Source organism: Bacillus sp. 22-7, assembly GCF_010628845.1.
Taxonomy (GTDB): domain Bacteria; phylum Bacillota; class Bacilli; order Bacillales; family Cytobacillaceae; genus Cytobacillus; species Cytobacillus firmus_B.
Window position 1 is genome coordinate 82,352 of record NZ_NJQY01000017.1, and the last position, 20,760, is coordinate 103,111.

Consider the following 20,760-nt stretch of genomic DNA (forward strand, 5'->3'; position numbering starts at 1 on the left):
AATTAAAATGAATGAATAATCATTCATATTTTTATAATAGTAGGACAATTCATTTGTGTCAAGAATTTCCCTTTAAATATATTTTATTATTACATTTCCTTTATATCTGGACAAGCTTATTGATTCAAAAATAAAGAGCCGATTGAAAATCGGTCTCTGAAGCTAAGCCCGCTTTTCCTCTTCTTCTTTAAATTTCTTCTTTTCTTCATCCACTAATGCCCTTCTCAGTATTTTTCCAACTGCCGTCTTAGGAAGCTCTCTGCGGAATTCATATAGCCGTGGAACCTTATAAGCTGCCAGATGCTTTCTTACAAACTGATCCAGTTCAGCTTCCGTTGCCTCTTTTCCCTCCTTCAGCACAATATAAGCTTTTACTGTTTCTCCGCGATAAGGATCCGGTATTCCGGCAGCAACCACTTCCTGTACTGCTGGATGCTCATATAGTACTTCTTCTATTTCACGCGGGTAAATATTGAATCCTCCTGCAATAATCATATCCTTTTTCCTGTCCACTACATAGAAATATCCCTTCTCATCCATATAGCCCAGGTCACCTGTGAGCAGCCAGCCATCTCTTAAGGTCTGGTCCGTTTCTTCGGGGCGGTTCCAATAGCCTTTCATTACCTGAGGCCCTTTAACCGCAATTTCGCCAACTTCTCCTGCCGGAAGTGCTTCTCCTGTCTCCAGTGAGAAAATTGCTGCATCTGTATCAGGCCATGGGACACCTATACTGCCTTTGACGCGGGGGCGGTCCCATAAAAAGTTTGCGTGTGTAACAGGTGATGATTCAGTCAGACCGTAGCCCTCTACAAGCTTTCCTCCTGTTATTTCTTCGAATTTCTGCTGGACTTCAACTGGCAGGGCAGCAGATCCGCTAATGCAGGAGTCTATAGAAGATAGATCATATTTTTTTATATCCGGATGGTTCAATAACCCAATATAAATAGTAGGTGCTCCAGGAAATAAGGTCGGCCTTTGTTTATGAATGGTTTTCAGGGTAGTTTCGGGATCAAACTTCGGGAGGAGGACCATTTTATGCGCATCCATTACAGATAAAATCATGACTGTTGTCATTCCATACACGTGAAAGAATGGAAGTATGCCAAGCACCGTCTCCTCGCCGCGCCTGCACTTATAAAGCCAGGCCTTGCACATCGCTGTATTGGATACCAGGTTGCTGTGAGATAGCATGACACCCTTAGGGAAACCGGTCGTGCCGCCTGTGTACTGCAATAATGCCAAGTCTTCTTCAAAATCAAAGTCATGGATTCTAAGAGGCTCAGCCGGTCTTTTTAATATTTCTGTCAGCAAATGATTATGACCTTCATGCTTTACATTAACAACGATTCCATATTGTTTTTTCTGGATAAAAGGATATATTAAATTTTTAGGGAATGGAAGTGCATCTTTGATTGCCGTTACAATTATATGCTTCAATTCTGTATGCGGCATCACTTTGGTCACTCTGGGAAATAAGATATCCATTGTAATGATCGCTTTTGCTTCTGAGTCTTTCATTTGATATTCCAGTTCCCGTTCCATGTACAGCGGATTTGTCTGGACAACAATCCCGCCAGCCATCAGAATTCCGTAATAGCTGATAACGGACTGAGGAGTATTCGGAAGCATGATCGCTACACGGTCTCCCTTTTGAATTCCAAGACTCTGCAAATATGCAGCTAGCTTCAGGGAAGATTCGTATATATATTTATATGTGAATTCCTTCCCCATAAAGTGGATTGCTATTTTTTCCGGAAATTCTTCTGCAGCATTTTTCAAATAATCCTGTACCGGCTGTTTTGGATATGACAAAGTTGAGGGGATTTCTTCCGGATATTGCTTAAGCCATGGTTTTGCTTCTGCCATTTTGTCCCTCCTTCATTCTTGCTAAAACTTCAGAAAAGCGATATCCTCCTACTAAACTTTTTGAACATTCTAACTGTTCGTTCTTATTATAATATAATGCTGGATCTATGACAATTAGAATAAGACCTTCCACTTAGGAAGAAATTTTTGCATAGGCTGTCCACTCTATCTGTAATATTCTTCTAATGAATAAAATAAAAAAAATCGCCATATGAATTGGCGATTTCTTCATTTCCCTATTTCACAAAAACATTATGCAATGAAAAATATATAAATGGCCCCAATAAGAAGAAATAATCCGCTAAGAACCAGCAGAACCTTTGCTAACTTTTCCAATGTTAATTCTCTCCTTATACTAAACCTGCACCAATGACATAAGACAAACCGATTGACAGCACCATAGAAATAAAGCCGACAGCTTTGTTATTATTCTCAATTTCTTCGTCTATTCTAAACTTTGGTGTTAAAAATTCAAATATGAAATAGCCTATTAACAAAAGAAAGAAGCCAAAAACTCCCCAGGTAATCATTGTCAGCAAGGTATCATTATGCATAATGGAGTGCCTGAAGATATTGGCGATCCCAAAAATTTTCCCGCCGGTCGCCATCGCTACAGCAAGATTCCCGTTTTTTATTTCGTCCCAATTGCGATACTTGGTGACTAATTCAAAAACGGCTAAAAAAACAATCATACACAAAATGACAACACTGTAATAAGCAGCTGTCTGGATAAACTCATTTTCCCAAAATTCTTTCATTTATATTCTCCCCGCCGGTATTAAATCCCCTTCCCCTTTGAATAATCATAAGGGGAAGGGAAGCTTATTTGAATTCAACGATTGTAACCCCTGTACCGCCCTCTCCAGCTTCGCCAAACCGGATTTTCTTTACAGATTTGTGATTTCTCAGATATTCCTGAACACCCTGCCTCAATGCACCGGTCCCTTTACCATGAATGATTGAGACACGGGGATATCCAGCCAGCAGGGCATCATCTAAATATTTCTCGACTCTTAAGAGCGCGTTTTCATAGCGCTCGCCCCGTAAATCAAGCTCAAGGCTGACGTGAAAATCTCTTCCTTTCACCGTTGCCACTGGTTTTGTTTCCACAGGTTTTGGGCTTTTAATGTACTCCAGATCCTTTTCGGCCACTTTCATTTTCAGGATACCAATCTGAACCTGCCATTCGTTCTCAGACACCTTTTCAAGCAAATGTCCTTTTTGCCCAAAACTCAGAACTTTAACTTCATCTCCTGCTTCAAAAACGTGCTTAGTATTCTTGGGCTTTAGTTTATTTTTGGCTGTGCTCATCTGGGGTGCAGCATCTGAGAGGCGTTTCTTTGCTTCAATTAGCTCGTGTTCCTTCACTTCAGCATGTTTCTCCATCCGCATCTTTCTTAAGTCACGGATAATCTCTTCTGCTTCAGCCTTGGCTTTCTCAACGATATCGCCTGCTTTCTCTGCAGCCTTCTCATGCATAGCATCTTTTTGCTCATAAAATTCAGCCATTTGCTTTTGCAGATCTTTATGGAGTTTTTCAGCGCTTTTTAAAAAGTCATTGGCTTCTTCCATATCAGCCTCTGCCTGTCTGCGGCTTTCCTCCAGTGAAGCAATCATATTCTCAACCTGATTTGTATCTGTTCCGATATAAGATCGTGCTGTCTCAATCACTTGATCATTGAGCCCAAGCCGTTTGGATATTTCAAAAGCATTGCTTCGGCCCGGAACCCCAATCAGCAGCTTATAGGTTGGGCTTAGCGTTTCAATATCAAATTCTACACTGGCATTGATAACTCCTTCTCTGTTGTAGCCATAGGCTTTCAGTTCAGGGTAATGAGTTGTGGCAATAACTCTTGCACCCCGCTTGTATACTTCATCAAGAATGGAAATCGCGAGAGCTGCACCTTCCTGCGGATCTGTGCCTGCACCAAGCTCATCGAATAAAACCAGACTATTGAAATCAACCTGGTTAAGAATATCCACGATATTAACCATATGAGAAGAAAAGGTACTTAAGCTTTGTTCAATTGACTGCTCATCTCCGATATCAGCATAAACATTTCCGAAGACAGCCGTTTCAGAACCATCAAGCGCCGGAATTTGCAGACCGGCCTGAGCCATCAATGTGCAAAGCCCTACTGTTTTTAAGGTAACTGTCTTACCGCCGGTATTAGGTCCCGTTATGACTATGGTTGAATAATCATCTCCCAGCTTTATATCATTTGCCACCACTTCATCAATTGGAATTAGCGGATGCCGGGCTTTGAATAATGAAATTTTCCCTTGATTATTAATTTTTGGCTTGGAAGCTTTTATGCGTTTACTGTATCTGGCTTTCGCAAACGTAAAATCGACTTCTCCGAGCACATCTACAATGGTTTCCAGTTCACTGCTATTCTCAGCTGTCTGTCCTGATAGCGCTATAAGAATCCGTTCAATCTCCTGCTGTTCTTTTACCCTGATGCCCTGTAATTCATTGTTCAGCTGAACAATGGACGCGGGCTCAATGAATAATGTCTGGCCGGATGAACTTTGGTCATGGATTATGCCTCCATAATGGCCCCGGTATTCCTGCTTAACCGGTATGACAAACCGGTCATTTCGGATCGTTATAATCGCATCGGAAAGCATTTTTTGTGCGTTTGAAGACCGAATCATGCTCTCCAGCCGCTCCCTTACACGCGATTCTTTTGTACGAAGCTGATTTCGAAGGGAACGGAGAGTCTCGCTCGCACTGTCAAGAACTTCCCCATTGTCATCGACCGCATTGCGGATAGATGTTTCCAAATCGGCCAGAACAATAATTTTATCTGTATATCCCAACAGGATCGGCAGACTGCTTTCTTCCTCGGCAAATTCCTCGATAAATCGTTTCATCTGCCTGCTTGCATGAATCGTGCTGGATATCTGGTTAAGTTCCTGGGGACTAAGCATTCCGCCAATAACCGCCCGCTTCACATGAGGGCGGATATCAAAAATGCCGCCAAGCGGTACATTCCCTTTAATTCTAAGCACTGTTACGGCTTCATCTGTTTCTTCCTGCCTGCGGATTACTTCTTCATAGTCAGTTGAAGGAAGAATATTTAAGGCCTTTTTTCTTCCCAAGGATGAAGAAACATGTTCCAGCAGCTGTTCCTTCACTTTATTGAACTCAAGTATCTTCAATACTCTTTCTTGCATGAGGACTTTCCCCTTTCATGCTCAATTTTCTTAATGGCGTTCTCTCAGAAATTTGAGCAAATCTTCTGTTTCTAAGGCATTTAGAACGGATTCTTTCTTGATCCATCCTTTCTTTGCCGCAGAAACACCGATTTCCATATGATTTAAAGTGTCTATTTTATGTGCATCTGTATTAATAACTATTTTCACACCGGCTTCCTGAGCTTGTCTGATATGTTCGGCAGCAAGATCAAGCCGGTTCGGATTTGCATTCAGCTCAAGGGCTGTATTTGTTTCCCTGGCGAGCTCGATGAGCATTTCCATGTCTACTTCATAGCCTTCCCTGCGGCCGATCAATCTTCCCGTAGGGTGGGCAATAATGTCAACATGGGCATTCTGCAGCGCCGTTTTCAAGCGGGCCATGATTTTTTCCTTCGGCTGTGAAAAAGAAGAATGGATGGAAGCAATGACAATGTCCAGCTCCTCCAGAAGTTCATCGTCATAATCGAGCGATCCGTCAGGCAGAATATCCATTTCTACCCCTGATAATATGGTGAAATCATCGAATTGCTCATTAAGCTGCTTTATTTCTTCTTTCTGACTGCGAAGCCTTTCGGCTGTCAAACCGTTCGCCACTCTCAGGTACTGGGAATGGTCTGTTATAGCCATGTATTTATAGCCGCGGGCACGGCACGCTTCGATCATTTCCTCTATGGAATAAGCGCCATCACTCCAGGTTGAGTGCATATGAAGATCACCCTTAATATCTTCAAGAGAAATGAGCTCCATGTCTTGCGTATATTCATCTACTTCTTTCCCATCTTCCCTAATTTCAGGAGGGAAGAACGGAAGCCCAAAATGCGCGTAAAATTCCTCTTCATTATTAAACGTAAGAATTTCACCTGTTTCTGTATTTTCGACTCCATATTCACTGATTTTTTCCCCGCGCTCTTTTGCGAGCTGGCGCATTCTGACATTATGGTCTTTTGATCCAGTAAAATGATGAAGTGTTGTGGCAAATTCATGCGGCTCAACTAATCGGAAATCGGCCGATATATCATAGGAGTGCTGAAAGACAACGGAAACCTTTGTATCTCCTGCAGCAATTACTTCTTTGATGCCGGCTAGACTTAATAGCTGTTCTTTGACAGAAGCAGGATTGTCAGTAGCTATGATAAAGTCGAGGTCTTTGATTGTTTCCCTCATTCTCCTTAAGCTTCCTGCCCTTGAATACTTTTCTATATCCTTCATTTCAGCCAGGGCTGCTTCTATGCCTTCTGCTATCGGCAGCATGAATGCAAGCGGGAGCCGTTCCGGTCTGGTTCCTGCATTTTCAAGGGCAGCGAGTATCTTATCTTCAGATTTTTCCCCGAAGCCTGCCAGTCCCCGGACCTTCTTATTGCGGCACGCTTCCTCAAGGTCTGCAGCATTTTCGACACCCAGCTCTTTATATAGCTTGGCTATTTTCTTGCCGCCAAGTCCCGGGAGCTGAAGCAGAGGAATTAATCCGGCAGGGACTTCTTCTTTCAGTTCATCCAGAACTGAAGACTTACCTTCTTTGATGTACTCCTCTATAACAGCAGCGGTTCCTTTTCCGATGCCGGATAGCTTTGTAAAATCATCAATTTCAGTCAAGCTTTCATCATTTGATTCAAGTGCGAGTGCCGCTTTTCGGAAGGCGGCAGTTTTGAACGGATTTTCTCCTTTTAACTCCATATAAACAGCGATTGTTTCTAAAAGTCTGACAACATCTTTTTTATTTATACTCATGAAAACCACCTGCCCGTAACTGTATTCGTATCCGTATTATCTCTTATTTTGCAGTGCAACTTCAAATCATGGCTATCTCTAAAGCCTCTTACTTAAATAAGTTATTTTCCCTTTTAACATTGCCCGTTGTTTTCCGTTGCGGATACTTGCTTTCCGCGGGGAGGAACGGGAGCCTCCCGCAGGACATTGAATAACCTTCCCTGAGCAACACCGCACGCATTTTCGAGGATCAAGCATCCTCCGCTCCAACCAACTCAGTTGAATTAGCTGGTTTGTAGATTTAAATCCACAAAACTTATAAACAGTCTTTCAAAAAGAAAACTTCTCTAGAAATAGAGAAGTTACGCAGCCATATATTCAACCCACATTTCTTTGAGCTGGTTAGAGAGAACAGGCGTATTCTTAACCATTAATTCTGCCATAAATGAATTATTGATCGGCCCCTGCAGGACTTCGATTGGAACGAGTGCTGCTATGTATAATAGAATAAACATGATAAGATAGACTTCGATAAATCCGAGAATTCCGCCAGCCCAAACATTCAGCTGTTTCAGGACCGGAAGATGGGCAACAAAATCGAGCATGCTTCCAATAATCTGCAGTAATATTTTTACCGCAAAAAAAATCACGACAAATGCAATGGCGCGATAGTAAGCATCTTCAAGATCCCCATTCTCAAATAACGTCTTAATCGCCGAGTCACTGCTAAAGCTTGGATATGGCACCCATAAGGTCAGCTTAGGCGCAAGCTCACCGTAATACATACGGGCAACAATGAAAGCAATAATGAATCCGGTCAAATGAATTAATTGGAGGATAAACCCTCTTTTCAAGCCTATTAAAAAACCAAAAACCAAAATAATGATAATTGCAAGATCCAGCATGACTACTTTCCGTCCTTTACTCTATTTAATTCGTTTTCCAGCCGTTCCAGACGGTCTGTTAGCTTTATATAATCATTAACTGCATTGACTGCGGTCAGCACGGCCAGCTTACTAATGTCGAGTGAAGGATTCTTCGAACTGATCTCACGCATTTTATCGTCAACCAGCGAAGCGACAAGGCGAACATGGCTGGAGCTTTCTGAGCCAACTATTACATATTGCTGTCCATAAATATCTACACTTGTTCGGTTTCTTTGTATCTCTGACAACGTCCATGCCCCCTTCTTTAAAGAATCCTAATCAATATCATAACACGAACGCATATTGGTGGGAAGTCAAAGCATGTCAGATGAGCTCAGTTCTTAAGAAAAGCGGAAGCGCCTTGCCCACCCCCGACAAGCACAAGACGAGCCGCCCGGAAAGGCGTTCTTTGCCTTTTTGGGAGGTTTGGCTTGTGACCTCGAGGGGGTAGGCGCTGGAGCTAGACAGTTATTCAAGTTCAAAAGCTTTGTATTACTTCCAAAAAAAAGCAGCAGATTCAAACAGTTATTAAAGATGAGGAGAATTAATATGAGCCAGGTAGTACTTTTAAAAAAAACAAGTGAAATCTCAAAAATGAAGGCCCATTATTCAGGCAGCCTAAATGACAAGCAGCCACCAGGAAGCGTATTTGCTGCAAAAGTGCCAGGATGTTCGATCACTGCCTATAAATCAGGAAAGGTTCTCTTCCAAGGGAGCGGATGTGAAGCAGAGGCTAAAAAGTGGGGAGATACCGCCCGCAGTGCACAGCCCAGCAAAAAAACCAGCCCTGCCGCAGCCAGCCTGCCTGAAAATATCAGTTCCCTTTCTGTTATTGGTTCAGATGAAGTGGGTACCGGGGATTATTTTGGCCCCATTACGGTGGTTGCAGCTTACGTAAAGAAAGATCAAATTCCTTTGCTGAAGGAGCTTGGAGTTAAGGATTCAAAAAATCTGGGAGATGAAAAAATCATTGAAATCGCAAAGCAGATCAAAGATATCGTTCCCCACAGCCTGTTAACACTGCATAATGAAAAATATAATAAACTTCAGCAATCAGGGATGTCGCAGGGGAAAATCAAAGCATTGCTGCACAATCAGGCAATCGGGCATGTATTAGGGAAAATCTCTCCTGAAAAGCCTGAAGCCATTCTGATTGACCAATTTGCCAAGGAAGAGATTTACTTCAACTATTTGAAAAACCAGCAGACCATACAGAGGGAGCGTGTCTTTTTCAGTACAAAAGCTGAAGGAATTCATCTGGCAGTTGCAGCAGCATCCATCCTGGCACGGTATGCATTTGTGCGCCACTTTGAAAACCTGAGCACAAAGGCCGGTTTTCGGCTCACTAAAGGTGCAGGTCCTAAGGTTGATGAGTCGGCTGCCCGGCTTATCAAGGAAAAAGGACGAGAGGTATTGCCTTCTTTTGTAAAACTGCACTTTGCGAATACTGAAAAGGCAATGAAGCTGTATAACAGGAAATATAACTGATAATGAAGCATCCAATCTAAGGAGATTGGATGCTTTTTTACAGTTTAAGAGACCTTCATCCTTTTGAGTACTTTCGGCTAATAATCAGAGTTTATCGGCCAAACAAAGAAAAGGCAGCCCCTAGGCTGCCTTCCTCAATTTATCCTCTCAATACTGCTCCGGCTTTTTCCTTCACAGCTTCTAATACTTTGTCATGCGCTTTTGTTACATCATCATCCGTCAGAGTACGTTCAGGGTCGAAGTATTTAAGGGAGAAAGCAAGCGATTTTTTGCCTGGCTCCATCCGTTCGCCTTCGTACAAGTCAAAAACATGGACGTCTTTCAATAATTTGCCGCCAGCTTCTTTAATGATCCCTTTAAGCTCACCTGCTGCTGTTCCCTGATCTGCCACAAGTGCAATATCCCTTGTGATTGAAGGGAAACGCGGAATAGCTTCATACTGCAAAGGTGAAACTTCTTCTTCCAGAATCGCTTTTAATGAAAGCTCAAATGCATAGGTTTCTTTCAAATCAAGTTCTTTTTCGACAGTCGGATGGATTTGGCCGACAAATCCCACTGATTCCCCGGAAAGCAATACTTCTGCTGTTCTGCCAGGATGCATTCCATCCTTTTGCGCTTGACGGAATTCAATCTTATCAGAAAGTCCCAGCTTTTCAAATAACCCTTCAAGGATACCTTTTACAACGTAAAAATCAACCGGCTTCTTTTCTCCCTGCCATGGATGGCTGTGCCATAGGCCAGTAACCGCACCGGCAAGATGCTCACGCTCTTCAGGCAATTCCTCTTCTCCATTGGAGAGGAACACTGCTCCTGTTTCATAAACAGCCAGGCTGTCGTTCTGGCGTGCCGAATTATATTTTAATACCTCCAGAAGCTGAGGAACAATACTTAACCGAAGCAGGCTGCGGTCCTCACTCATAGGCATTGCCAGCTGCACAGGCTTGCGTTCTTCCAGTGCATATTGAGCCGCTTTTGCTTCATTTGTTAATGAATAAGTTACTGCCTGATAAAGCCCCGCACCTTCAAGAAAGCGGCGGACCAATCTGCGTTTATTCTGGTATTGGGTAAGATGCCCTGGTGTAGACGATCCAATCGGCAAAGTCGATACCAGATTATCGTAGCCAAATAAACGGCCAACTTCTTCAATCAGGTCTTCTTCAATCGTGATGTCGCCTCTGCGAGTGGGAACTGTAACCGTAATTGTATCGTTATCAGTATTCGTCGCAAATTGAAGACGGGCAAAAATATCCTCTACTTCTTTCATGGATAATTCCGTGCCAAGGACACGATTGATTTTTTCAAGCGTTACAGACACCACGGCAGGTTTCACTTGCAGTGCATCAGCTTCTACAGAACCTTCAAGTACTTCTCCGCCCGCATATTGTGCAAGCAGTTGAACAGCTCTTTCTGCAGCAGCTCTAACCCTGTTTGGATCCACACCTTTTTCAAAGCGGGCACTTGCTTCACTTCTTAAGCCATGGTCTTTTGATGCTTTTCTTACTGTTGCACCTTTAAAATAAGCTGATTCGATAATCACATTTTTAGTGTCAGGCTGCACTTCAGAATTTGCCCCGCCCATGACACCCGCAAGTGCAATTGGCTCTGTCCCATTTGTTATTAAAAGATGATCTGATGTTAACTCACGCTCTGCATCATCAAGAGTAACAATCACTTCGCCATCATTTGCTCTTCGGACAAGGATTTGCTTCGATCCCAGCCGGTCATAATCGAAAGCATGCAGCGGCTGCCCGTATTCAAGCAAAATGTAGTTTGTGACATCCACCACATTATTGTGAGGACGAATGCCTGCTGCCATTAAACGCGCCTGCATCCATACAGGAGACGGGCCAACCTTTACATTTTTTACTACTTTCGCAACGTAAAGAGGATTATCTTCCTTTGCGTCCACCTGAACATCAATGTAATCAGATGCCCTCTCGGAAGAAGTCTCAGCTTGAGGTGCAGGAAGCTTTACCTCCCTTCCTAAAATAGCTGCCACTTCATATGCAACACCCAGCATGCTTAAGCAGTCAGAACGGTTAGGTGTCAATCCAAGCTCCAGAATCTGGTCGTCACGATTAAGCTGCTCAAGAGCATCCTGGCCAACCTCTGTATCATTAGGGAAAACATAAATGCCTTCAGAGTATTCCTTTGCAATCAGCTTGCTTTCAATGCCGAGCTCTTGAAGCGAACAGATCATTCCATTCGATTCTTCGCCGCGCAGCTTGGCACGCTTTATTTTAAAATTGCCTGGAAGAACAGCTCCTACTGTAGCCACGGCCACTTTCTGTCCCTTATCCACATTTGGGGCACCGCAGATGATTTGTACAGGCTCACCAGCACCTGTATCAACTAAACATTTATTCAGTTTATCGGCATTTGGGTGTTGTTCCCTTTCAAGGACATGCCCTACAACCACACCTTTGATGCCTTCATTCAAAACCTCTACGCCTTCAACTTCAATACCGCTTTTAGTAATCTTTTCTGCAAGCTCTGCAGGTGTAACGCCTGATAAATCAACATATTCCTGCAGCCATTTATATGAAACGAACATTTGTGATCCTCCTTAGTTATTGTCCAGCTCCGGGCTTTCTAATTATTCATGAATTGAAAATTGCTTCAAGAAACGCACATCATTTGTGTAGAAATGACGAATATCGTCTACACCATACTTAAGCATGGCAATTCGCTCAGGACCCATTCCGAATGCAAAGCCTGTGTATTTCTTAGAGTCGAAGCCTGCCATCTCCAGGACATTTGGATGAACCATTCCGGCACCAAGAATTTCAATCCAGCCAGTGCCTTTACATACGCTGCAGCCTTTTCCGCCGCAGATCTTACAGGAAATATCCATTTCCACAGATGGCTCTGTAAACGGGAAGAAACTTGGACGAAGACGGATTTCCCTGTCATCACCGAACATTTTCTTTGCAAAGACTTCCAATGTTCCTTTTAAATCAGTCATTCGGATGTTTTCATCTACAACAAGGCCCTCTATTTGCATGAACTGGTGGGAGTGAGTAGCGTCGTCATTATCACGGCGATATACTTTACCAGGGCAAATGATTTTAACTGGTCCCTTGCCTTCATGCTTCTCCATTGTTCTTGCCTGTACCGGCGAAGTATGGGTTCGAAGAAGAATGTCTTCTGTAATATAGAAGGAATCCTGCATATCCCGGGCAGGATGGCCTTTAGGAAGATTCAATGCTTCAAAATTATAATAATCTTTTTCAACTTCAGGGCCTTCAGCTACTGTATAACCCATTCCAATGAACAAATCTTCAATTTCTTCAATTATTCGTGTCAGCGGATGGTGGTTTCCTGATTTAACAGGTCTTCCCGGAAGAGTGACATCAATTTTTTCTGCAGCCAGTTTTTCCTGAACAGCCGCTTCCTCCAGGTGCTTTTGCTTTTTCTCAATTCCGGCAGCAATGCTGTCCCGAACTTCATTCGCAAGGGCCCCCATTTTTGGACGCTCTTCGGCAGACAATTTCCCCATTCCTTTAAGCACTTCAGTAATCGGGCCTTTTTTGCCTAAATAGGATACACGGATATCATTTAGCTCTTTTAAATCAGCGGCTGTGCTGATCTTTTCTAACGCTTCAGTTTGCAGTTCCTTTAAACGCTCTTGCATCTAAAAATCCTCCTTGAAATTAATACTTTTACTTTTTTGGCCAAAATAAAAAACCTCTATCCCCATAAAGGGACGAGGTTTCGCGGTACCACCCTTTTTAACACATATATGTACTTCATGCACGTGTTCACTTCATTGGGATAACGGCTTATGCCGGTACATCTTTACATCGAAAAGGGAAGCGGCTCGCTCAGCAGAGCGCCAACATTACTTTTCAATGGTCCCGATGCCAACTCAGGAGGTGAAACTTCTCTTGCATTTCCTGTAAAAATGCTTTCAGTCTTAGGCATTTTCTCCCTGAAAAGGCTGACTGCAAGGTACTGGTCTCCGTCATCGTTTTATTTTTATAATTTTGCTGTTAATTATATTACATTCTCAAGGCTGTTTCAAACGGTTTTCATAAAATTGCCGCCCATTTTCTATTTTCTTAGATGATAAAGAAGAATTCCGGCAGCCACCGCCACATTGAGTGATTCGCTTTTCCCGAATATCGGTATATAAAGGTTTGCTGCTGTATTAGCGAGGAGTTCTTTATTTACCCCGTTCCCTTCATTTCCAACGAGAAGTGCGAAGGAATCAAGGGACTCATATCGTGTGTATTCCCGGGCATTTTCCAAAGCGGTTCCATAGACAGGTACATTACTTTCTTTCAATCTGACGACCCAGTCAGAAAGATTTCCTCTTAAAATCGGCAAATGAAAGTGGCTGCCCTGTGCAGAGCGGAGCACCTTTGGGTTATATGCGTCAACGCTGCCTTCACCCACAATAACAGCATCAATTCCAGCAGCATCTGCCGTCCTGATCATCGTACCCAGATTGCCGGGATCCTGTACGGCATCAATTAATAAAAACTGTTTTCCTTTCACTTCCTCAGTGGATGGCTCCTGGCTGCAGACAGCAAAAATTCCCTGTGGTGTTTCCGTATCCGCCAGCAGTCCGATGATGTCATCAGTAACCATTGTTACAGGGATGTCGCCATAATCCCAGCCGGGAGGCATATTTTTATTTTCACTAATGATTATTTCTTCTATTTGATTGGCTTTAAGTGCTTCTTCCACCAAATGAAAACCTTCAACTAAAAAGGTACCTGTTTTGTCACGCTCTTTTCTGGCCAGAAGTTTTTTCCATTCTTTAACTTTTGGATTTTTTGCAGATTGTATATGCTTCAACACGGTCTCTCCTTTTAAAGAAAATCCCGTACAACCGGAATTTTTCTGTACAGTTTTTTCATTATAGCTTATTTGAAATACATAATAAAAGCAAAATTAGAGAAGATAATAACGAATTAAATCTGGAAGGAGTGCATTAAGGTGAATTTAAACCTGCGCAATGCCATTTTACACAATGTATCAGGCAACTCTCAAGATGAACTGAAAGATACAATCGTGGATGCAATTCAAAATGGGGAAGAAAAAATGCTGCCTGGCTTAGGTGTATTATTTGAGGTAATCTGGAAAAACTCCTCTGAAGAAGACAAGCTGGAAATGCTTCAAACTTTAGAGAGTGGGCTGAAATAACAGAGAATTACTGGGTAATTAATTTAACAGCCCTCTATCGTCAGACATATATAACAATTAGAGGGCTGTTTCCAATAATTAATTTTACTTTACTCCACTTAGGAATGAATAAATATCAGGATTGAGATTGACTTATTCTTAACATATTTAAACTCAAACCTATTAAAATTTTATTTTTAGATTCATATATTACTTAAAAAAAGCAATAATTTGTAAGATACCTAAAAAAGCTGTAGCAAGAATCGCCAAAATTGAAATAATACCCGCATTTGACTCAATTACATCTCTCTGCCTTTTTAACCAACCTTTTTTTTCATTCCCATCTATCCTTTTAGGTGGTTTATTATAGGCTTTTACTCCTTGAGCTTGTGTATCTGAAATAACCAAAGAGCAGAATTTTTGACCATAATGAAGAGGGATCTCGTTTTTACCTAGATTAAACACAGTAATTAACAAATGACCATTATATCCTGGGTCAACTTTAGATGTTGTATTTGACAGGCCTTTCTGCAGTAATTTCACCTTTGGTAAAATTTGTCCAAACCGGGTCTTAGGTAAATATATTACTTCTTGTGTCTCTATTATTATCGCATTCTGCGGTTGGAGTTTTATTACTCCTCCCTCAGAAAGCTTAGTTTGATGTAAATCCCTATGGTCCAAATATTGCCCACCAATCCGTAAATCATAAGAAGTATTAGCATCATCAGATTGATCTACTTGTTTTTGGTCAATATTTTGTAATAGGATGTACTCACCTTCAATTTTAAATTCTTCCTTATCTTTAGTTACATTCCTGTTTTCCCCATCAAATATAAAAGGAACAATAGACACTTTTCATTCTCCTTATTCAAATTCTTTAAACAACTTACTAGATTGAACATCTTTATTATTTTGATATTTCAAACTACTGTATGAATCAAATTCTCCCTTGATTGTTTGGTAATAAATCTGACAAATGTTAATTTCGGGGTATATTCTAATTGGTTGTAGGCAACTAATTTCCAAAGTCCAATATCCTTTAAATCCCACATTACCGTATGGTGAGGATATATGAATCGATAAACCAAGTCTACCTACTGATGATCTACCTTCAATAAATGGAATATAAGTTTTGGTTTCTGTATACTCAATTGTTCTTCCCAGATATAATTTTCCTGGCAATAAAATAAGCCCATCCTCAGGAATTCTTATTTTTGATGTTTTATTTTCTTTTTTCATATCCAAGGTATGTTCATTATATATTAGTAGCTCATTATGTAACCTTAAATTATAACTATTGGGATTTAGCTGTTCTTTTACAAAAGGAGTTATTATTATCTCCTCTCCTAGATTTTTCTCAATCTCTTTCCCAGACAGAATCACTTGAATACCTCCTAATAAGACTAGAACATTTATATTATATACTAATATTTCCATTCAAAATAACTAAAATTCAAATAAAATACTCTGATTACTAATCAGAGTATCTTAATTATTTATTCAAATGTTACTTTATCAACTGTCTCTTTATCCAATCTCTTAATAACTTCTGTTATTAGTTTTACCGCATTTTCATAATCATCTCGGTGAAGCATTGCTGCATGAGAATGGATATAGCGTGTTGCAATTGTGATGGAAAGTGAAGGAACTCCATTATGAGTAACATGAATAGCCCCTGAATCAGTGCCGCCGCCAGCGATGGCATCAAACTGATAAGGGATATTCAATTCATCCGCAGTATCAGTTACAAGATCACGGAGACCTTTGTGCGAAACCATGGATGCATCATAAAGAATGATTTGCGGCCCTTTGCCCATTTTGCTCATGGCTTCTTTTTCAGAAATACCCGGTGTGTCACCTGCGATTCCCACATCTACACCAAACGCGATGTCCGGTTGGATCTTTTGGGCAGAAGTGCGGGCTCCGCGAAGTCCAACCTCTTCCTGTACTGTGCCTACACCATATACTTCATTCGGATGATCAGCATCTTTCAATTTTTTAAGAACGTCGATTGCGATTGCACAGCCTATGCGGTTATCCCATGCTTTTGCTAAAAGCATCTTTTCATTATTCATCACCGTAAACTCGAAATAAGGAACCACCATGTCACCTGGTTTTACTCCCCATTCTTTCGCTTCTTCACGGCTTGAAGCGCCAATATCAATGAACATATCTTTAATTTCAACAGGCTTTTTGCGCGCTTCCGGAGACAAGATATGCGGTGGCTTTGAACCAATTACCCCAGTAACATCCCCTTTTGACGTTACAATCGTCACCCGCTGCGCGAGCATAACCTGTGACCACCAGCCGCCAACAGTCTGAAAGCGAAGAAATCCTTTTTCATCAATGTTCGTCACCATGAAGCCAACTTCATCTAAGTGGCCGGCCACCATGATTTTAGGACCGCCTTCCTTGCCGGTCTTTTTGGCTATCAAACTGCCCAGTCCATCTGTTGACACTTCATCAGCATAGGCTGTTATGTATTTTTTCATAACCTCGCGCGGTGCGCGCTCATTGCCCGGAATTCCATTGGCATCCGTCAAGTCTTTAAGCATGGTTAACGTTTCATCTAATTTAGCCATCATTTCGACTCCCTTAATATTTATTTAACCTTATTATACAGAACATGGGAACTAATAAAAAGAATTATCAGACGGATATTCTCTCCACCTGCAGACGGAACTACAAGTTAGTATCCTTCAGCCTGCCTTTTATAGTTTTCTTCATTTTTGTCAATATACGCCTTTTCAATGTCAGCAGGCGTAAATCCAAGCATTTTGCCTAGTTGCAAATACGCTAAGAATACTGCTCTATAGTCACATAATGTACGACTATTACGAAATTCACAAATTAGCTCATAGACTTCTAAAAGTTGATCACTAATTGATTTTTCAGTCTCATGTCCTATCGAATAGATGGTTTCTCGATCAAAACCACACTCGATACCAAGCGACAAAATAAAATGAATACCATCAACATACTCTTCTACAATTTTCTCCTTAGGTGATGCAGGCTTTATGCTCCAAAATTTAAAACTTCTTGTTTCATTTGCCAATTCACCCAATTCTACAATTAGTGCTAGAACTTTTTTATTAAACAAATCTTCTTTTGTTAATTTATGGGTTCTTTCGATATGCTGGTTTAACCGTCTCTGCATGTCAAACAGCTTTTCAAAATCCATTTTTCTCATCCTATCTATATTTCAATAATCCTATTTTATATTTTACAAAAAAAAATGACAAATTAATAAAAAGTTGAAACTTTTTTTAATCTCATCCGTATAGTAAGGAAAATAAAGATGGAGGGCTGGTTACTATGTGGCTCCTGCGTATGCTATTGTTTGCTCTGATTCTTTTTCTTATATACACAGCGGTTAAATATCTGCTCAATTCCAAGAGAAAGCTAGAGCTTGCCCACGAACAGAAACGATATTATTTTTGGGATGACCAGGAAAATGTCAGGAAGAACTTCCTGATTACGTATAAAGGGGTTTTGTTTGAAGGAGAAAAGTATTTGGGTACCACTGATAATGCTTTTGATGTGGTCTCCATTTTCCTCTGGCCGCACAATACATCGGCCCTTAAAGGGATGGTAAGGGAGGATTTTCTTTTTATCGAAAGAAAGATAACCGAGGCCTATCCTACTGCAAAAATTGACTGGAAAAGCCCTGTGAAGGAGTTCATGCACAAAACAGCTTCTCCAGGCGAGGAAATTAAAGATCATCTTTAAAAAACGTTCGGCAGCCCCGAACGTTTTTTTATGCTGTTTTGAAGAATTCCTTCCATTTAATAACTGTAACCTTTTCCCTCAGTACAAATACTAAAACAGAAAGTGACAGCACAATCAGGACAATCATTGAAGGAGTAAATCTGCTGATGAATTCTCCGAAAACGGTATAAAAAACAGCCAGCGGCAAATTAGTGATCCATGAATTTTTAAGGAACTGATTAAATCCCTTGTTTCTTTCCATCAGGCAAAAGCTCAGCAAATGATAATGAATAAAAGGGATAAGCCTTAAAACTGCAACCTGGCCGACAGTTAAATTCCGATACTCTCCAAACCACCGCTTCTTTAATAAAGAAAGCTTTTCATGCGTCCCCGGCATTTTTGTGATTAGAAAATAAAATAGAATGCTGCTGATCATTAACCCTGCAAGAGAGAAAACAGAGCCAAAAAAACTGCCAAAAAGAACTCCCCCCGTTATGCAGACAAGCGGTACCGGAATAAATAGAAACTGCCGGATGATATGAAAAAAGATAAAAGCAATGGGAGCAAGAATTCCAGCAGTCTTTGCCATAGCAAACAATAAAGTCAATTGATCATTCATGCCTTCACCTCTCCCCGATGACTTTCCTGCTGTTCCCTAAAGCTTATGGATGGCACTGACTGTTTATGACAATTGAATAACCAGGTACAATAGCAGCCCTGCTTCAAGCAATGCCAAGAAAGGCAGTCCCCATTTAAACTGAACATGCTTCGTTTTATGCCTGAAGGTCTTCATACCCAAAGTCATTCCCGCTGCCCCGCTCAAAAAGGCTGTCATCCAGAGGTTCTTCTCACTTATACGGAACTCATTCCGTTTTGCTTTTTCTTTATCAAGCTTCATCAGGTAAAAGCCAATCACATTCATGATCAGATAGATAAGAGCAATTGTTTTAATCATGAGCTTTCTCCTTTATATGTATTAAGTCTGTATTGAGCTTAAATGAAAAAGAAGCTTTCTGTCCATCAAAAGCAAATTAAAAAGCCATCCCCCTAGGGAATGGCTATTGTATAAATTATTACTTGCTAAGCTGCTGCTTTGCAACTGATGCTAATTCAGCAAATGCTTTTTCGTCAGCGATTGCTAATTCAGCAAGCATTTTGCGGTTAACTTCGATGCCAGCAAGCTTTAAACCGTGCATTAAACGGCTGTAAGAAAGACCGTTCATGCGAGCTGCTGCGTTAATGCGAGTAACCCAAAGTTTGCGGAAGTCGCGCTTTTTCTGGCGACGGTCGCGGTAAGCATACATTAGGGATTTCATAACCTGCTGGTTAGCAACTTTGTATAATGTATGTTTTGAACCGAAATAACCTTTAGCTAATTTGATGACTTTTTTACGACGTTTGCGAGTAACTGTACCGCCTTTTACACGTGGCATATTATTTCCCTCCTAATTTCGAGATATTACTTAAGATTTACTAATAAGTTACGGATGCGCTTGTAATCGCCTGAAGAAACAAGAGTTCCTTTGCGAAGCTTACGCTTTTGCTTTTGAGATTTGTTCGCGAACATATGGCTTCTGTAAGCGTGAGAACGCTTCAGTTTACCAGAACCTGTTCTTTTGAAACGCTTAGCAGCGCCGCGGTGAGTTTTCATTTTTGGCATTGGGAATTCCTCCTCTTACTTGTCGTTTTTCGGTGCTAAGACCATAAACATGCTTCGGCCATCCATTTTTGGATGTGATTCCACTATTGCAACTTCATTGCATGCTTGTGCGAATCGAATTAGTACACGCTGGCCAATTTCCTTATGCGTAATGGCACGACCTTTGAATCGGATCGATGCTTTTACTTTATCGCCTTTTTCAAGGAATTTAATAGCATTGCGAAGTTTAGTATTAAAGTCATGCTCTTCAATAGTCGGGCTAAGACGAACTTCTTTAATACTGATAATCTTCTGGTTTTTGCGAGCTTCTTTATCTTTCTTCTGCTGCTCGAATTTGAACTTTCCGTAGTCCATGATACGGGCTACCGGAGGCTTCGCACTCGGTGCAACCAGAACAAGATCAAGATTGGCACGAGAAGCGATTTCAAGTGCGTCGAATTTTGATTTAATACCTAACTGCTCGCCGTTTTGGTCAATAAGACGGACTTCGCGGGCGCGAATGCCCTCGTTTAACAACATATCTTTGCTAATAGCTAGACACCTCCAAGGTTTAATGCGAACACAACGTTTGGGTCAAGAAAAGCGCAAGCGCCTGCTTAGCAGACAACTTTAAAGCTGTAAGCTGCACCGGACCAAAGCTGAATCGCAAGTTATGAAACATTTCTCTTCCGTGACGGAATCAGAGCTGTTTTTAACCAAATAAAAAAGTGCGGATGAAAACACCCACACTTACGTATATAAACAGAAAATGTTCACGTAAAACCTGCCAACTGCGCTTTGCGTCAATCAGGTGAGAAGCGGGTGCTTCTTCTTTTCCTCAAACTGTATTCAATTTACCTTAGCTACTATATCACAAAGAATGATTCCGTGTCAAACGAATAACTTTTATCACAACGAAGAAAAGCATAACAAAATTAATCGCTTTTGGCAATACGATTTTAATATTTTTTCAAAATGAATTTAATGCCAGCTCTTTCGTTTGTCTCATCCGGCTCTTAAATGTTCTATGGAAAAACTTATTAAAAAGGGCTGCAGCACTTGCAGCCCTTTTTGATCGCAGTCTAACGGGCAGTA

21 protein-coding genes and 2 other annotated features are annotated in these 20,760 nt (G+C 41.3%); of the genes, 3 read left to right on the forward strand and 18 right to left on the reverse strand.

The genetic code is table 11. The features are described from left to right. Positions 1–162 precede the first annotated feature (162 nt). The 6 genes from CE058_RS15060 to zapA all read right to left on the reverse strand — a co-directional run bounded on the left by CE058_RS15060 (position 163) and on the right by zapA (position 7,948). Positions 163–1,866 carry a long-chain-fatty-acid--CoA ligase gene (locus CE058_RS15060; protein ID WP_163143729.1) on the reverse strand — a complete coding sequence of 568 codons (1,704 nt, stop codon included), beginning with the start codon at positions 1,864–1,866 and terminating at the stop codon, positions 163–165. A gap of 350 nt (positions 1,867–2,216) precedes the next feature. Further along, the gene (locus CE058_RS15065) at positions 2,217–2,624 is read right to left on the reverse strand and encodes a DUF350 domain-containing protein (protein ID WP_048011928.1); all 408 of its coding nucleotides are present in this window, start codon (positions 2,622–2,624) and stop codon (positions 2,217–2,219) included. Between the two features lie 64 nt (positions 2,625–2,688). Further along, on the reverse strand, positions 2,689–5,046 hold the full coding sequence (locus tag CE058_RS15070) for an endonuclease MutS2 (protein ID WP_163143731.1): 2,358 nt from the start codon (positions 5,044–5,046) through the stop codon (positions 2,689–2,691). A 30-nt stretch (positions 5,047–5,076) separates the two neighbouring features. After that, positions 5,077–6,795, reverse strand: coding sequence for a DNA polymerase/3'-5' exonuclease PolX (gene polX / locus CE058_RS15075; protein WP_163143733.1), 1,719 nt, complete (start codon positions 6,793–6,795; stop codon positions 5,077–5,079). Between the two features lie 341 nt (positions 6,796–7,136). After that, the gene (locus CE058_RS15080; protein WP_048011925.1) at positions 7,137–7,679 is read right to left on the reverse strand and encodes a CvpA family protein; all 543 of its coding nucleotides are present in this window, start codon (positions 7,677–7,679) and stop codon (positions 7,137–7,139) included. Positions 7,680–7,681: 2 nt separating this feature from the next. Further along, positions 7,682–7,948 (reverse strand): cell division protein ZapA, encoded by a 267-nt coding sequence (gene zapA, locus CE058_RS15085; protein ID WP_009333202.1) that lies wholly within the window; start codon positions 7,946–7,948, stop codon positions 7,682–7,684. 301 nt (positions 7,949–8,249) lie between these two features. On the opposite strand from zapA, the gene rnhC reads away from it, so the two are divergent. Then, on the forward strand, positions 8,250–9,188 hold the full coding sequence (rnhC, locus tag CE058_RS15090; protein WP_163143735.1) for a ribonuclease HIII: 939 nt from the start codon (positions 8,250–8,252) through the stop codon (positions 9,186–9,188). 139 nt (positions 9,189–9,327) lie between these two features. Here rnhC and pheT read toward each other — a convergent pair whose 3' ends face one another. The 3 genes from pheT to CE058_RS15105 form a co-directional block, all read right to left on the reverse strand. Further along, a complete protein-coding gene (gene pheT / locus CE058_RS15095; RefSeq protein ID WP_163143737.1) occupies positions 9,328–11,742 on the reverse strand; it encodes a phenylalanine--tRNA ligase subunit beta in 2,415 nt (804 codons plus the stop codon). Between the two features lie 42 nt (positions 11,743–11,784). Continuing rightward, complete coding sequence (pheS, locus tag CE058_RS15100; RefSeq protein ID WP_048011922.1) at positions 11,785–12,822, reverse strand: phenylalanine--tRNA ligase subunit alpha; 1,038 nt, start codon at positions 12,820–12,822, stop codon at positions 11,785–11,787. Positions 12,823–12,887: 65 nt separating this feature from the next. After that, positions 12,888–13,165: a binding site (T-box leader), on the reverse strand. 76 nt (positions 13,166–13,241) lie between these two features. After that, positions 13,242–13,991 carry a TrmH family RNA methyltransferase gene (locus tag CE058_RS15105; protein ID WP_163143739.1) on the reverse strand — a complete coding sequence of 250 codons (750 nt, stop codon included), beginning with the start codon at positions 13,989–13,991 and terminating at the stop codon, positions 13,242–13,244. Positions 13,992–14,132: 141 nt separating this feature from the next. Between CE058_RS15105 and sspI the strand changes: the two genes are divergently transcribed. Beyond that, positions 14,133–14,339 carry a small acid-soluble spore protein SspI gene (sspI, locus tag CE058_RS15110; RefSeq protein WP_009333207.1) on the forward strand — a complete coding sequence of 69 codons (207 nt, stop codon included), beginning with the start codon at positions 14,133–14,135 and terminating at the stop codon, positions 14,337–14,339. A gap of 189 nt (positions 14,340–14,528) precedes the next feature. On the opposite strand, the gene CE058_RS15115 is transcribed toward sspI, so the two are convergent. The 4 genes from CE058_RS15115 to CE058_RS15130 form a co-directional block, all read right to left on the reverse strand. After that, a complete protein-coding gene (locus CE058_RS15115; RefSeq protein ID WP_163143741.1) occupies positions 14,529–15,170 on the reverse strand; it encodes a dCTP deaminase domain-containing protein in 642 nt (213 codons plus the stop codon). Between the two features lie 12 nt (positions 15,171–15,182). Next, positions 15,183–15,701: a dCTP deaminase gene (gene dcd, locus CE058_RS15120; RefSeq protein ID WP_163143743.1), complete on the reverse strand. Its 519-nt coding sequence runs from the start codon at positions 15,699–15,701 to the stop codon at positions 15,183–15,185. Between the two features lie 113 nt (positions 15,702–15,814). Continuing rightward, positions 15,815–16,900, reverse strand: a complete 1,086-nt coding sequence (locus tag CE058_RS15125) for a M42 family metallopeptidase (RefSeq protein ID WP_163143745.1) — start codon at positions 16,898–16,900, stop codon at positions 15,815–15,817. A 107-nt stretch (positions 16,901–17,007) separates the two neighbouring features. Next, the gene (locus tag CE058_RS15130; protein WP_163143747.1) at positions 17,008–17,499 is read right to left on the reverse strand and encodes a dUTP diphosphatase; all 492 of its coding nucleotides are present in this window, start codon (positions 17,497–17,499) and stop codon (positions 17,008–17,010) included. A 134-nt stretch (positions 17,500–17,633) separates the two neighbouring features. On the opposite strand from CE058_RS15130, the gene CE058_RS15135 reads away from it, so the two are divergent. Next, entirely contained in the window at positions 17,634–18,047 is a 414-nt protein-coding gene (locus tag CE058_RS15135; protein ID WP_048008089.1) for a hypothetical protein, read from the forward strand. 28 nt (positions 18,048–18,075) lie between these two features. Here CE058_RS15135 and CE058_RS15140 read toward each other — a convergent pair whose 3' ends face one another. The 5 genes from CE058_RS15140 to infC form a co-directional block, all read right to left on the reverse strand. Then, on the reverse strand, positions 18,076–18,645 hold the full coding sequence (locus tag CE058_RS15140; protein ID WP_163143749.1) for a TVP38/TMEM64 family protein: 570 nt from the start codon (positions 18,643–18,645) through the stop codon (positions 18,076–18,078). A gap of 63 nt (positions 18,646–18,708) precedes the next feature. Continuing rightward, positions 18,709–18,981: a DUF1294 domain-containing protein gene (locus CE058_RS15145; RefSeq protein WP_163143751.1), complete on the reverse strand. Its 273-nt coding sequence runs from the start codon at positions 18,979–18,981 to the stop codon at positions 18,709–18,711. 118 nt (positions 18,982–19,099) lie between these two features. After that, on the reverse strand, positions 19,100–19,459 hold the full coding sequence (gene rplT / locus CE058_RS15150) for a 50S ribosomal protein L20 (RefSeq protein WP_009333214.1): 360 nt from the start codon (positions 19,457–19,459) through the stop codon (positions 19,100–19,102). Between the two features lie 26 nt (positions 19,460–19,485). Next, entirely contained in the window at positions 19,486–19,686 is a 201-nt protein-coding gene (gene rpmI, locus CE058_RS15155) for a 50S ribosomal protein L35 (RefSeq protein ID WP_009333215.1), read from the reverse strand. 15 nt (positions 19,687–19,701) lie between these two features. After that, positions 19,702–20,205, reverse strand: coding sequence for a translation initiation factor IF-3 (gene infC, locus CE058_RS15160; protein ID WP_048008086.1), 504 nt, complete (start codon positions 20,203–20,205; stop codon positions 19,702–19,704). A gap of 176 nt (positions 20,206–20,381) precedes the next feature. Beyond that, positions 20,382–20,505, reverse strand: a sequence feature (ribosomal protein L20 leader region). Between the last annotated feature and the right edge of the window lie 255 nt (positions 20,506–20,760).

Bases quoted from the DNA above. Each gene is read 5' to 3' on its own strand.
- CE058_RS15135 (WP_048008089.1), top strand. From the start codon at position 17,634: ATGTGGCTCCTGCGTATGCTATTGTTTGCTCTGATTCTTTTTCTTATA.
- CE058_RS15125 (WP_163143745.1), bottom strand. From the start codon at position 16,900: ATGGCTAAATTAGATGAAACGTTAACCATGCTTAAAGACTTGACGGAT.
- infC (WP_048008086.1), bottom strand. From the start codon at position 20,205: ATGTTGTTAAACGAGGGCATTCGCGCCCGCGAAGTCCGTCTTATTGAC.
- rnhC (WP_163143735.1), top strand. From the start codon at position 8,250: ATGAGCCAGGTAGTACTTTTAAAAAAAACAAGTGAAATCTCAAAAATG.
- CE058_RS15080 (WP_048011925.1), bottom strand. From the start codon at position 7,679: ATGCTGGATCTTGCAATTATCATTATTTTGGTTTTTGGTTTTTTAATA.
- rpmI (WP_009333215.1), bottom strand. From the start codon at position 19,686: ATGCCAAAAATGAAAACTCACCGCGGCGCTGCTAAGCGTTTCAAAAGA.
- CE058_RS15140 (WP_163143749.1), bottom strand. From the start codon at position 18,645: ATGAATGATCAATTGACTTTATTGTTTGCTATGGCAAAGACTGCTGGA.
- rplT (WP_009333214.1), bottom strand. From the start codon at position 19,459: ATGCCACGTGTAAAAGGCGGTACAGTTACTCGCAAACGTCGTAAAAAA.
- pheT (WP_163143737.1), bottom strand. From the start codon at position 11,742: ATGTTCGTTTCATATAAATGGCTGCAGGAATATGTTGATTTATCAGGC.
- CE058_RS15145 (WP_163143751.1), bottom strand. From the start codon at position 18,981: ATGATTAAAACAATTGCTCTTATCTATCTGATCATGAATGTGATTGGC.
- polX (WP_163143733.1), bottom strand. From the start codon at position 6,795: ATGAGTATAAATAAAAAAGATGTTGTCAGACTTTTAGAAACAATCGCT.
- CE058_RS15065 (WP_048011928.1), bottom strand. From the start codon at position 2,624: ATGAAAGAATTTTGGGAAAATGAGTTTATCCAGACAGCTGCTTATTAC.
- pheS (WP_048011922.1), bottom strand. From the start codon at position 12,822: ATGCAAGAGCGTTTAAAGGAACTGCAAACTGAAGCGTTAGAAAAGATC.
- CE058_RS15130 (WP_163143747.1), bottom strand. From the start codon at position 17,499: ATGGATTTTGAAAAGCTGTTTGACATGCAGAGACGGTTAAACCAGCAT.
- CE058_RS15070 (WP_163143731.1), bottom strand. From the start codon at position 5,046: ATGCAAGAAAGAGTATTGAAGATACTTGAGTTCAATAAAGTGAAGGAA.
- CE058_RS15060 (WP_163143729.1), bottom strand. From the start codon at position 1,866: ATGGCAGAAGCAAAACCATGGCTTAAGCAATATCCGGAAGAAATCCCC.